The following is a 13,784-nucleotide window of genomic DNA, read 5'->3' as shown; positions in this document are numbered from 1 at the left end:
ATAGGGACCCATGGAACTTTAGGAAGTAGAGTGTCGCATTGACTCGCTTTTCGCTTAAGCGTAGCGTGAAAAGCGCCCCAATGCGGTAGCGCTTGCTTCTATAAATAGCCTTTAACCACAATGCGTCAAAAATCTAGGAAAGCTAAATTAAAGCATTTACGATACCTAATACAAAACAACATCAAACAAAAATAGTTTCAATTGATGCTATTTTACGTTAAAATAGATAATAGAAGGTGAGTATGAATTTTGAATACGATCCTGCAAAAAGCTTAAAAAATTTAGCTAAACATGGTATCAGTTTCAAAAGAGCACAAATACTTTGGAACAATGAAACAGTTGAAACCGAATCCAAAAATTCAGGCAATGATGACTCTCGCTACTTAGTTTTTGGAAAGATAAACGGCAAACATTGGACTGCAGCAATAACAAAAAGAAATAATCGAATTCGCATTATTTCCGTAAGAAGATCACGCAAGAAAGAGGAACAATATTATGAAGAGCACTACAACGAGTAAAGAAATAAGCGGAAAAGAAATTGATAGAAAATTCGATAACGGCGAAGATGTACTTGAGTACTTTGATTTGGAACATCCAACTATAGAAAACCACTCAAGTGAACAAAAGCACGTCACTTTTATTATTCCTGAATGGATATTTAGAATAATGAAATTCTTTAGAGTAGCTACAACACGGTAGTCAAATAAAAGAAATAAAACTATAAATAAAACAAAACGTGTCGACGTATACGAACTGTACGCCGGCACGTTTCTGTTTAGTTAGCTAATGTTTACGCAACGTTTAAGCTACGCAAAACTAATGTTTACGCACGCTTAAGGCTTACGCTAAGCTCAGTTGCACTAGAATCAGCCTCAACAACCTCAAAGCTCGTAGCCAAAGTCTCCTCCGCAATCAAATCACGGAACTGCTCAACTTTAGCAACGTCCGAAGCAGGCACGCTCAAAGTCAAAACGATTCGGTCAGTAACGTCCAAACCGTTCTCCTTACGAGCATCCTGAACAGCGCGGATAGCGTCACGAGCGTAACCTTCAGCAAGCAAATCAGCTGTCAAAGCAGTGTCAAGCATAACGAAACCGCCCGTTGGCATCGCTGCGGAAGCCGTATTCGCAGCAGCTTGAGCGTCCGAAGACTCAACGCGATTCACCAGCTCATACTCACCCTCAACGAGAGCAACATCGCCGTTTGGAGTTTGAACAACAGGAGCACCAGACTCGTCAACATGCCAATCGCCACTCTTAGAAGACTTAATAGCAAACTGCACCTGCTTACCCAAACGAGGGCCGGCTGCGCGCGCATTCACCTTAAGCTCGTGAACAATCTTCAAACCGTGTTCGCTTGCGTCTTGCAAAGTGCAGAATGCAACATTCTTCACGTTAAGCTCGCGCTCAAGCACCTGCTCATAAGGCTCCACAGCGGCAGTATCTTCCGCCACAACTGTCAAGTTTGACAACGGCTGGCGCACACGCAACTGCTCCGCCTTACGCAACGAAAGCGTAGAAGACACAACCTCACGAACCTTATCCATAGCAGCAACCAAAGCATCGTCATGCGCAAGAACCGCACCAAGCTCGGTGACTTCTCCAGCCTTAGGATTTGGCTCGCCATCCGAAAGCATCTCAGGCTCCACCAAATACGGCCAATCAGCCAAATGCACGGACTCGCCTCCGGTAAGACCACGCCACACAGCCTCCGCTTCCATAGGAGCGAGAGGGGCAATCACGCGCATAAACGCTTCGAGAACCGTGTAAAGCGTGTTGAAAGCAGCTTCGTCCTCATTCCAGAAGCGGTCACGGCTGCCACGAATATACCAATTCGTGAGCACGTCAATAAAGTCGCTAACTGCAGCACAAGCGTCACTAATCGCAAAGTCGTTCAGGCACTTTTCTACGTTCTCAACAAGCAAACGCGTGCGCGCAAGCAAGTAGCGATCCATATTGCAAAGTCCCGCAACCTCATCCACACGAAGGCGACGAGCATCGTAACCCTTGCCACCGTTTGCAGCGTTCGCATACAGCGTGAAGAAGTAGTACGAGCTCCAAACAGGAAGCATAACCTGACGAACCGTATCCCTAATGCCGTCTGCAGTAACAATCAAATTGCCGCCGCGCAAAATTGGCGAAGACATAAGGAACCAACGCATTGCGTCCGAACCATACTCGTTGAAAACGCCGTTAACATCCGGATAATTGCGCAAATGCTTACTCATCTTCTGGCCGTCGGAACCAAGCACAATACCGTGGCAAATCACGTTCTTAAAAGCTGGGCGGTCAAAAAGCGCCGTCGCCATAATGTGAAGCGTGTAGAACCAGCCGCGAGTCTGACCAATATACTCAACGATGTAATCGCACGGGAAGTGTTCCTCGAAGAAGTCCTTATTTTCAAACGGATAATGGAACTGTGCGAAAGGCATAGAACCAGACTCAAACCAGCAGTCGAGAACGTCCGTAATACGGTGCATTTGCGACTTTCCGGTAGGATCGTCCGGATTTGGACGAGTGAGACGATCGATATACGGGCGGTGCATATTCACATTGCCGTCGTTGTCGCGCGGATAATCGCCAAAATCAGCCTTAAGTTCTTCCAACGAACCGTACACGTCTACGCGAGGATACTTTGGATCGTCACTCACCCACACTGGAATTGGCGAACCCCAGAAGCGATTACGGCTAATCGACCAGTCGCGAGCGTTAGAAAGCCACTTACCAAACTGGCCGTCCTTAACGTTTCCAGGAATCCAATTAATCTCCTGATTAAGCTCAAGCAAGCGCTTCTTAATCTTCATAACCGACACAAACCAGCTAGAAACAGGCTTGTAAATAAGCGGAGTTGCGCAACGCCAGCAGTGAGGATAGCTGTGCACGTAGCTTTTTTCTTGGAATAGCAACGCGCGCTGGTCTTCCGTCATTTGAGCAAGCGGACCGTCTCCTGCACGCAAGTTGCGCAAAATAGGGAGATTTGCGTCGAAAACGTACAAGCCTTCGTAGTCTGGGCAGTCGCTTGTGAACTTGCAGCCTGCGTCGAGCACGTCAACGCTGCGAATCTCGTGCGCGTTAAGCGTGTTCATATCGTCCTCGCCGTAAGGAGCCTGGTGAACGAGGCCAGTACCTTCAGCGGTGTCAACATAATCCGCAGTGAAAATCGTAAAAGCGTTAGGACCAGGAGTGCCACCTTCTGCGAGCGCAGAATCGTTTGCAAAGTATGGGAACACTGGGTAGTAGCGCCAGCCTGCCATCTCAGCGCCCTTAAGCTCGCGCACAACCTCGTAGTTTTCGCCAAGTTCCTTAGTGTAGGAGCCGAGCAAAGGCTTACCAATGTAGAACTTTTTGCCAGCGAACTTGCCTTCAGTTGGGCGAACTTCCACGTAGTCGATGTCTGCACCGACGACGATTGCGAAGTTAGTTGGCACAGTCCAAGGAGTAGTGGTCCAGAATACTGCGTAAGCGTCGTCTTCGTCGCGAAGCTTAACGGCGACAGAAACGGTGGTGTCCTGACGATTCTGGTACACGTCCGCATCCATACGAAGCTCGTGCGCGCTGAGCGGAGTCTGGTCCTTTGGGCAGTACGGAAGCACGCGGTAGCCCTTGTAAGCCAAGCCCTTGTCGTAAAGCTGCTTAAATGCCCACATAACGGATTCCATGTATGGAATGTTCAGCGTTTTGTAGCCGCGCTCGAAATCAACCCAGCGAGCCTGACGATGCACGTAGTTTTGCCACTCGTTCGTGTACTTCAAAACGCTGGCACGGCAAGCATCGTTGAACTTTGCGATGCCCATTTTTTCGATTTGCTCAACCGATTCGATGCCGAGTTCCTTCTGCGCTTCCAACTCTGCTGGAAGGCCGTGAGTATCCCAACCAAAAACGCGGTTCACCTTGCGTCCGCGCATGGTTTGGTAGCGCGGAACCACGTCTTTTGCGTAGCCTGTGAGCAGGTGGCCGTAGTGAGGAAGACCGTTTGCGAATGGAGGGCCATCGAAGAACACGAACTCGTTTTGGCTTCCCTTGCCGGACGGGCGGTATTCGATTGACTTGCGGAAAGTGTTGTTTGCATCCCAGTATTGGAGAACTGATTCTTCAAGCTTTGGGAAGGAAGGATTTGGGGCAACTTGCGCGCCGGCGCTTTCTTGCGTTGACGCCGAAACACTTACCTTTGGGTATACGTTATTTGCGGACGTATTTGCGGACGATTTTTCGGACGCGTTTGCTGCTGGATTAGTGGATTCGCTCACTGTGCTCTCCTCGCTCAACAGGGTGAATATTTCCCTGCGAGGACGACAGTTACTGCCGCGGTACCACCTCGCTTGCTGCAAGATGCTTAACGCAACACAAGTTACGTAAGTTACATGCGTAACGCAACGCAAGTTACGTAAGTTACATGCGTAACGCAATCAACTATTCTTGCAGCCTCTCGTGTTTGGCTATGCGGGCCAACCCCGTCGGTTCTAATAAGCGAGAACCTCACGAATCCTCGCCGTTCTTCCGAAAACTCCCCGCCGATAACGGATCATCGCTTAAGTTAGAAACAATGTAACACTATCCCCTAACATTAGGAAGGATTCCGCGACTCGCGAATAATTTTCATGACATTTTCATGACATATTATCCAAAATGCCTTAGCTTCATTAGCATTGCTAAAAACAATGCCATCTTCAGAAATTTTGCCATTCATAATTTGGTTAGCATGATTCATAGCTTTAAGCGTTGCCTCGTTTGGAATAGGCAAGTTACTATTCAAGGTAATATTTTCGGGTAAGCGGCAAAAAAATGTGTCTAAAAACCCGAGTTTTCGTTGAAATACCAAGGAAAACTCGCTGTTATTAAGCTAAAAAAGCTTAATATTTAGTATTACTTGACATTTTTATAAACATGTACTCGCGTATTCAGGCGTATACAACCGTTTTAGACGTACTATATTTCTCTCATTAACATCATATGTATAAAACTCTTTAACACTCATGATTACGAGAGTTTAGAGCATATTTAACGAGTGGATTGCAGGCATACGTTTTATTATCACTTCAAACATTTATAAACTATATAGCGTATCCACTTACTGCAATAAAGCGATATTTCACTCAAGACACGCCGACTAATAGATACACTTTTTTGCCGCTTACCCATATTTTCTTTAATTTTATTTTTCCAATCATAAAATTCATCAATACTAGACATTCCAATGCATTCAATAACATTTTTAGAGCAATTTGGAACTTTATCACAAAGAGCAATAAGTAATTTCTCAATCTTATCTAAAAACTCTAGGTAATAGTTAGTCTCTAAAAATAAGTCGAAATCTTTAATAAGCTGAAAGACTGTTGCATTATCACTATGCGGTCTAGCACAATACAAACGTTCATCGTGAGCACAAATATTTCTAAACTCTTTAATTCTTCTATAAGTAGAATCAATTTTTATTGATGTAATATCTTTTTGAGAGCAGTGTGAAGAGTTATAAAGTTCAGTATATTTTTTAGCAACCAAACCTCTCACGCATCTAGTTTGCGCTTTATAAAACCAGAACATCTGTCCGAAAGTTAGATCATTAGATAATACCCATAATGGAACTTGACCATCGTGATTATTAATACAATGTCGTATGTACTCTTTTCCTGTATCTAATTTTTGATTATTTGACTTGTTATTTTCTATAATTTGATTAAATGCTTTAATTAAACCACGTGATTCCTTTGGGTCTTCATAGTTAGTTTCATTAAGGTAAGCATTAACTTCATTACCGTGCATTTGGCTAAAGCAATATGAACATGATGACCTTAACAATGCTTCTGTTCTAGTTGTAGCTGCAAAGATAACACTGCGAAGTTCACGATCAAATTTAAAAAGATAATAAATGTGTTCAAACTTTGTTCCTTGAACATATTTATTCGAATTTTTTGACTCAAGAAATGGATTTTTATATCCATTTACAACGCTATAGTAACCTTCTCTTTCAAGTATTTCCATAGCGTTAGACTCATCAGGAAACACCACTCCTCTAGACTTAAGCAATTCTATTTGTTGCCTAATAGTAGTAAAAGGTTTATCAATCAACATCATCCCCACCAATTCCCCCGCTATTAGATGCGCGAAGAGCCAATCAATCACTTGATTGGCTCTTCGCGAACCAGACACAGCCTGGCTTCACCACTATTCAATTGTACAAAAGAAACTAATATTCGTCAACAAAAAAAAATAGGCAAACTATACACAGTACACAACACCATTGCACAAATATAAACTGCACAACGTCCACACATAAAAGTGCCCCGGATCAGAATCGAACTGACGACACCCACTTTAGGAGAGTGGTGCTCTATCCACTGAGCTACCGAGGCAACAAATGGCAATTATACACCATAGCGTGGTTTACGCACTACAGCGTGCTCAAGATTCAAGATTAGACTGCGTGCCAGCCGTAGCCGCCGTAGCCGACTGTTCCGCTTGAGCCGCATCCAACTTCGCACGAACCGCAGCAAGCAAGCCCTGTGCGCGCTTAGCCAACGCCTCACCAATCTCCCACTGACGCATGGACTGATCCAGCGTCAAACCGCCAGCTTCCAACGCCTGAACCGCCTGAACCAGCTTTTCGCGAGCCTCCTCGTACGGCATCGCCTCAATCGCAGCGCGCTCTTCTTTCGTAAGAGTGCTCGCAAAATCTGCATTTTCTGCTGATTCTTCCGCTTTTTGCGTTGCTTTCTCGCTCATATCTAACCTTTCGTTGTATCTAAAATATCTAAAAAATCTAAAATATATAAAAATTTACTTAACTGACTTTCCGGCAGCTACTTTTGTGCCAGTCACCTTGCCAAGAACCACACCGCTTTTAAGCGTAACTGTCATATCGTCGCCGACTTTCGCGCATGACGCATCGTCAAGCACTCGCCCACCGCTAAGCTGCACTACAGCGTACCCGCGGTTCAAAGTCGATTGCGGACTTAGCGCAGTCAAGCTCGCGTGAGCCTTCTCAACAGTTAAACTCGCGTCGTCAAGAAGTCGCACCAAACCGTGACGCATTCGCTCAACAGCCTGCTCAACCAAACGCTCGTGCGGCTCAAGCATAGTACTCGGACGCGTAAGGCTCGGGCGGTTCGCGTAACCCTCGACGAGTCGAATCTCATTGTCAACTCGCGCAGAAATTCGCATGCGCATAGTTTGCAGCGCGTTATCAATAAGCTGCCACTGCTCGCGCACATCCGGAACCACGCGCTTTGCAGCATCCGTAGGCGTAGACGCGCGCAAATCCGCCGCCAAATCAATAAGCGTCCAATCATCCTCGTGGCCAATTGCCGACACAATCGGAGTCACGCACGCGGCCGTAGCGCGAACCACACCTTCGTCCGAAAAACCAATCAAATCCTCAAAACTACCGCCGCCGCGAGCAACGATAATAACGTCAACTTCCGGATCCGCATCGAGCTGCTTAATTGCGGCTACAACGTCCGCCGGGCACTGCACGCCCTGCACGTGCGCGTGCACCACCTTAAAGCGCGTAACAGGCCAACGCAAATTCACATTCGTAATAACATCGCCTTCCGCGCGAGCCTGAGGCGCACATACAAGACCAATGCACTTAGGAAATTCCGGCAACGGCACCTTATTTTCAGCGTCAAATAGCCCCTCACCTTTAAGTTTTTTACGCAACTCGTCAATTTGCGCTTTTAAGTCGCCAGCGCCAACGCGTCTGATTTCGTCCGCAACGAAGCTTAAGCGCGTCGCTTTAACCCAAATATCGGCCTTGCCATGAACGACTACGCGGTCACCTTGGCGAAGTTCGCGCGCCTGTTGCACGAAATTACTGAAGCCCATTATGGAAATCGACACTTCTTCGTTGCTGTCGCGAAGGGTGATGTAGCCGGAAGAAGCGCGGCGCATATTAATTTCGACGATTTGGCCCTCAATCCACGCTGCCGGCCAGCGTTCGACAGCACCGTGGAACTTTTGGCTTAAAACGGCAACAGGCCAAGGGTTTTCGGCAGTCGTGTCGGCAGCTTTTAGCGGAAGCTGGCGCGGCTGAGGCTGCACTAACGTTTGCTGCTGTTGCTGCTGTTCAAGCTGAGAATAATCCTGAAATAATTGCGGCATCATATTTGGCGAGGTCATAACTCAAGATTGACTGTTAAGAGGGACAAATGCGCGCTTGCGTTGAAAGCACCCCGTGCTTTCAACCCTGAGCAAGCGCTACCGCATTAGTGTATCGAGAAGAAACACATTACTCATCAGGCTACGTTTTCTTAAAAAAACAAAGAAAGCGTAGCCGTTTGCGCGCGACGACCTGCCGAAGCGCTTAAAGCGTAGCGCGCGAAGGCAACTCGGAGCGGAAACTCGCTTAAGTTGGAAGTCAGGGGGACTTCCAACGCGAGTTTCGTAGCGAGCGCGTTACCCGCGCGAGCGTTTTGGCGTTGAAAGCACCCCGTGCTTTCAACCCTGAGCAAGCGCTACCGCATTGGGTTGCTCACTTCTGGCCATCAGATTACGCTTTCTTAAAAAATAAAGAAAGCGTAATCGTTTGCGCACCGACACTGAAAGCACCCCGTGCTTTCAGTATTGAGTCGGTGCTACCGCATTGAGCTTGCTTGAAGCGCGCAATGCAGCTTCAAGCAAGGGCAATGCGACACGCCGGCTTGCACATTATCTGATTCTGAGTATAGTTATTACTCGGTTCGCAAAACGAACCACAGATAACCAACGCCCCTTTAGCTCAGTTGGTTAGAGCAGCTGACTCTTAATCAGCGTGTCCAGGGTTCGAATCCCTGAGGGGGCACAAACAAAAACCCAAGCTTCACGGCTTGGGTTTTTTCGTATTTTCGCACACATTTTACCCCATAGCCCCACACTTCGATTAAATCTTAATTGGGCCTGAAATCATTTAAATTCCAGACCCAATCAAAACCTCCCAAAACTATAAACCAAATGTTTATAATCTACTGCTGTTGCGCGCGTGGCGACTACGACGCGCCGTAAGCGTCAGCCCGCTTATCAAAAGCACCACAAAAGTCACAATCGCCGCCACAACACCGCTGCCAGTAACAGCCAGCTTAGAAGTCAACACCTTAGCGCGCGCACCATTCTGCTTCCGGTCGGCAGCAACACTGTTAGAAGCGCCAGATTTGCCGTCATTCTTCGACTTACCTTCCTTACCCGCATGCAAACTACCAGTAGACCCGCCAGCATGACCATTTTCGTGCACACCGTCAGTATAAGTAAGATCGTTCAATAACGCATAGCCAACACCAATTCCGGCAGATCCGTTACCAGCTCCGCCGGCACCAGCCTCACCAACAGCACCCTGCGAACCCACCACAATATCCGTGCTCGCAAGAGTATCCGCAGCCCTTTCAAACGCAATCGAATTATCTTTCGCCACGTTGCCCGCGTAATCCACAGCCTCAACCGTAATCGTATGCTTGCCACTGGCAATCTTCTTAGGATCCACCGTCACCTGTAGTGGCTTATCCAAATTCATTTTCGATAGCTGAATATCGTAAGGGTTACCTTGCGTAAGCATGTTTTGCAGCAAGGACTCATTAAGCGTATGCGCCGCCTCCCCTACTTTTACGCCATCAACTTTCACCACTAGCGACCTAAGGTTAGCATCCTGCGCCTTGACCACAATATTCTTATTGCCGTCAACTTTCTCATGATTTTTCACACCAAATTCCACTGTAGGCGCGGTATTATCGACCACCACTGGGAAGCGCGCGCTGATAACATTGCCAGCGTAATCGCCGCGACCCATTGCTTGAATCAGCACAAAGTCGCCATCTTCCACCGGAAGTTCCCGTTCGAAAGATTGCTTATTAGTAATCGCACCTTTGGAATCTTCGGTAGAGTTGTCGGCAGCAATAAGATTACTGATTTTCAGCGTGTATCCAGCAAAGTCGTCGCTAATTGTGCCGCTGAATTTTACCGAATTTCCTTTAGTAAAGAGTCTTCCAGCGTAAAGTTTCGTTGGCGCGGTAAATGTTACTACAGGCGGCTGGTTGTCAAAGTAGAAGACGGCTGGAGTGTCTAGCAGCGTTTGGTCCCCATTTTTTACAACCAGTCGGAAGTCGTTGACGCCAGTGTGAATTGGCAGCTGAGCTTTAAAGGTGTTTGAGGACCACCTGCCATGCTGAATTGTTGCCTCGATTGATTGCGGATTAGCGTATTCACTTCCGTCATTTTTCACGCGATTTGCTGGAGTAAAGATCACTTGAGTTACGTTTTTTACGTCAATACCGCCGTCAACAGTGAATTTACCGTCACTGCCGACACCGTTAACGCGCCACTTGTATCCTCCGTAGGATGACGCGTTATTAAGATACAACGAGTATTCGTTGAAGCTGTCACTTGTATCGTCGGCTGAGTTCGACGCGTCAGTTTCGTCGGATTCAACTTGCGAACCAGAACTGAAACCAGCTTTCCCATCTTTCCCAGCTTTGAGCACCTTCTTAACATGCGCTTCATTAAAACCGGCATCGTGAACATACACATCCACGAATTCAATGCTGGAACTAGCCTTCTTACTACGCGAACCGAGCGGAATATCGCAATTAAGCGTCGTGCCGCTAGAATCATGCGTTTCTCGACACGCTTTGCGCGCATCGTAGTGCATAAATTCTCTGCTTCCATTGATTCGTATACCAGGTTTGCTGAGCGTCTTACTTAAGTTTGAGTGAGACTTAACGTGAAGATTGATAAGTGTTCCGTGAATAAAGTCGTCTATAGTAACTTGAATTTTTGGCACGCTACTACTTATAGTGAACGGCATATCAGTTACCTGACACCTATTTTTCGTAATGCACGCTTTTACGCGATAAATATACGAGCCTTCCGGCAGCGCCTTGAACTTTTCTTCTGGAGTTTTGGATTTTTTGTTATAAATCTTTCCGTCGAACGCACCGTAACCAATGTACGAAACCAATCCGTTTGGTGCGCCCAAATCGTATAACGTAGGCCTAGAAACGTAGTGATCTTCACCAATTTCTTCCAATAAGTTACCTTTAGAATCTAACACGGAGTATTTCAACAGTTCGACGTTACGCAACAAAGCCAACGATGGTTTCAACTCAGACATATATTTAGGCGAAAACACTACGGTACCATTGCTGCCGTCCCCAACTTGCACTGTTTTCCCATGGAAACTTGAGGTGAGCGATGTGGTCATTGTTATGCTGCTCGAATAATTTTCGCCAGGTTTTACAAGAATCGGCTCAGCATTCCAGTTGCCAACAAAACCGAGGTATGGCACGGATAGGTCTGGTTGCCCTTCGGTTTGTGATTTGAAGCGGGCCCAACCTTCGATATAGTGATCGTGTCCGTACTGTGGGTTGAGCGTGAAAGTAACGGTTGCTGTGGCTTTAGGCGCTACCGTAACGCTTGTTGCGTTTGCGGTAAGCGTTTCTTCAGTGTTAATAAACGTGGTAACTTTTCGTTCGCTGGTGCGCCGTTCGTTCACGACACGCTGCTTAGGAATGTTATACGTGACAGCTTTGGAACCGTAGTTGCGTAAGGTAACGGTGAAGCTGTGCGAACCGCTGGTAAGTTCACGAAGCGACACGTAGGCTTTGTTTTTACCGTCACTATTGTCTTTTACTGTAGCGATAACGTTGGTTGCCAGTGCCTTATTTAATTGCACAAGTCCGGCGCCGATTTGACGCGGAGCATACGGCACCCCTGTATCACTTTCGTTATTATTTCCTTCGCCTTCGCTGCTTTCGCTACCGTCGTGCGTGAGAATTTTTGCAGTATTCATTAACGCTTGACGCACGCGCGCAACTAGCCCCACAGAGACAGCCTTACCTTCGCTCGACTTGTAGTTTTCCAACATTAATGCCACAAATCCAGCAATGCTTGGAGCCGCCATGGACGTGCCAGACATATTAATATAGCCGTTATTGTTTTGAGTAGACCACACGTTGCCGCCCACGCCGGTAATTTGTGGCTTAAAATCAAGCTCTGGTGTTGGCCCCCACGAACTAAATACAGAAGGACGAAGCGCTTTCGGACTTAGCATTGGAGCAATATCGTTTCCAAAAGAAACCTTTACGCTTCCGTTACCAGCAGTTTCGTTACCAGAATTTTTAATTGCCTCCGCAATTTTCAAACCGTCTTCTCGACGAATTGACGCACTAAAGAAAGTAAAATCGTTAACTCCATCCATTCCAAGGAACAAATCCGGATTATTGGCTTTGTTATATATCACCACGCCCGAAGCGCCAGCGTTCTTAGCGTTGTCAAACTTCTCTTTATACGTAATTTCGCCGCGCTCAATTAACACATATTTTCCAGAAACATTGCGATTCTTAAAATCACTTACCCTACCCAAGCCAACGTTTACAATCTCATGCTCTTTACTGTCAAACGAACCCGTTGCACACGAGTAAGCAATAGTATGCTTTCCCTTGCTGTCAACGTAGTAGCCGGAAGGATTCATAACCGTGGAGTTTTCGACCGACGCCACCGTGAACGCAGCCGGATACGATGCCGGCATTCCCAAAGTGCCATTGTCAAGCTTGTCAAACTCGCTAATATCGTTCCTATCCCACGAGAAGTTAGAACCAAAATTGCCGGCGGAAACAATCGGCAGCACCCCCGCTTCCAAAGCCTTACGAAGCGCATACGACGTAGCGTTAGAATTGCCTCCAAAACCATTGCTCGAGCCGAGAGAAAGATTAATAACATCCGCACCCAGCTTTACGGAATCCTCTATTGCCGCCACAATATCCGCATCTCTAGCAGGACCAGGATTAGGCTTATTAGAAAAAACTTTCATTGCAAGCAACTGCGCGTTAGGAGCGGCACCATCAATTCGACCCATCTCGCAAGTACCGTCACTATTGCAACCGTGGGCTGCCGCAATTCCAGCAACGTGCATGCCATGCTGAATTGAACTTACGTCTTTTACATCGTAATTTTCGTCGGCATAATTAAAACCAGCCGGAACTTTTTCGTTAAAACCGGCAATAGGCTTTAATTTTTCCGCAGAACGCGCATCATCGTCAATGCGCATATCTTTATGGTTGATATCAATACCGCTGTCAATAATGGAAATTACCATGCCACGGCCGTCAAGATTCTTATGCGCAGCCTTAAACGCCTGCGTTACACCCTGAATCTCATGAATATTTTGCGCACCCGACGCAGCACCCGACGCGCCTGACGCAGAACCCGCGTTCGCAAGCGGATAATACAGACGCTCTTTTGCCACGGAAGCAACCTCCGGCTCTTTGCGAAGCGCGTCAATAGCATCCCCCGGAATAGTGGCCTCAAAACCGTTCATTAAATACCCAAATTGGCGACGAACCGACAGGCCATACTTGCTACTCCAACGGCCAATAAGCTGAGTTTGCGCGGATTTATTACTACTTTCAGCTTGCGTAGAAGGCTTATGCGGCTGCTTTTTCAACGTCACAATAACCGTCACCGGTCGATTCGCAGCTGCTGCATTGTTCGCAGGATTGTTGACTACCGAGTTAAAGAAGTCCGGATCTATATATTGAGGCCCCTTGCGCTTGGAAGTTGCAGCAGCGCCAGCAGCACCGTTAATCGCAGCAGCACCAGCAACGCCAGCACTATCGCCCGCAACATCGCCCGCAGCGTTAGCCACATTCGCCAACGAAACCGACACAAGTAACGTAGCCGCAGCCGCCCCAAACGCCGCCAACCGCATCAAAAAACCTACCACACAATGCGCATGCTGAGACTTCATAAGCACTTCTCTCCTTAACCGCGGCACACAAGCAACATCCACAATTCCGCAGCGTCAACGCATAATACCAATACCAATGC

8 protein-coding genes and 2 tRNA genes are annotated in these 13,784 nt (G+C 47.1%); 3 read left to right on the top strand and 7 right to left on the bottom strand.

Annotated elements, in window-relative coordinates; all coding sequences use genetic code 11:
- The first annotated feature begins 242 nt into the window (after nt 1-242).
- Both HXT56_RS00895 and HXT56_RS00890 read left to right on the top strand, forming a co-directional pair.
- Nucleotides 243-518, top strand: a complete 276-nt coding sequence (locus HXT56_RS00895; RefSeq protein WP_421778203.1) for a BrnT family toxin — start codon at nt 243-245, stop codon at nt 516-518.
- Nucleotides 496-699 carry a hypothetical protein gene (locus HXT56_RS00890; protein ID WP_421778202.1) on the top strand — a complete coding sequence of 68 codons (204 nt, stop codon included), beginning with the start codon at nt 496-498 and terminating at the stop codon, nt 697-699. The genes HXT56_RS00895 and HXT56_RS00890 overlap by 23 nt, the downstream gene beginning before the upstream one ends.
- Nucleotides 700-823: 124 nt before the next feature.
- Here the strand turns inward: HXT56_RS00890 and ileS are convergent, their stop codons facing one another.
- The 6 genes from ileS to xseA form a co-directional block, all read right to left on the bottom strand.
- Entirely contained in the window at nt 824-4,246 is a 3,423-nt protein-coding gene (ileS, locus tag HXT56_RS00885; protein ID WP_421778201.1) for a mupirocin-resistant isoleucine--tRNA ligase, read from the bottom strand.
- A gap of 317 nt (nt 4,247-4,563) precedes the next feature.
- Entirely contained in the window at nt 4,564-4,752 is a 189-nt protein-coding gene (locus HXT56_RS00880) for a hypothetical protein (RefSeq protein ID WP_421778200.1), read from the bottom strand.
- 278 nt (nt 4,753-5,030) lie between these two features.
- Nucleotides 5,031-6,071 (bottom strand): Abi family protein, encoded by a 1,041-nt coding sequence (locus HXT56_RS00875; protein WP_421778199.1) that lies wholly within the window; start codon nt 6,069-6,071, stop codon nt 5,031-5,033.
- Between the two features lie 205 nt (nt 6,072-6,276).
- A tRNA-Arg gene (locus tag HXT56_RS00870) sits at nt 6,277-6,349 on the bottom strand.
- A gap of 49 nt (nt 6,350-6,398) precedes the next feature.
- On the bottom strand, nt 6,399-6,719 hold the full coding sequence (locus HXT56_RS00865) for an exodeoxyribonuclease VII small subunit (RefSeq protein WP_421778198.1): 321 nt from the start codon (nt 6,717-6,719) through the stop codon (nt 6,399-6,401).
- Nucleotides 6,720-6,773: 54 nt separating this feature from the next.
- Entirely contained in the window at nt 6,774-8,099 is a 1,326-nt protein-coding gene (gene xseA / locus HXT56_RS00860) for an exodeoxyribonuclease VII large subunit (RefSeq protein WP_116712367.1), read from the bottom strand.
- A gap of 602 nt (nt 8,100-8,701) precedes the next feature.
- Here xseA and HXT56_RS00855 point away from each other — a divergent pair.
- Nucleotides 8,702-8,775 (top strand) — tRNA-Lys (locus HXT56_RS00855).
- Between the two features lie 153 nt (nt 8,776-8,928).
- Here HXT56_RS00855 and HXT56_RS00850 read toward each other — a convergent pair.
- Nucleotides 8,929-13,704, bottom strand: coding sequence for a S8 family serine peptidase (locus HXT56_RS00850; RefSeq protein WP_421778197.1), 4,776 nt, complete (start codon nt 13,702-13,704; stop codon nt 8,929-8,931).
- Nucleotides 13,705-13,784 lie beyond the last annotated feature (80 nt).

The organism is Gardnerella nova (assembly GCF_049244055.1).
Lineage (GTDB): Bacteria > Actinomycetota > Actinomycetes > Actinomycetales > Bifidobacteriaceae > Bifidobacterium > Bifidobacterium vaginale_H.
This window is presented reverse-complemented; position numbering and strand designations above follow the sequence as displayed.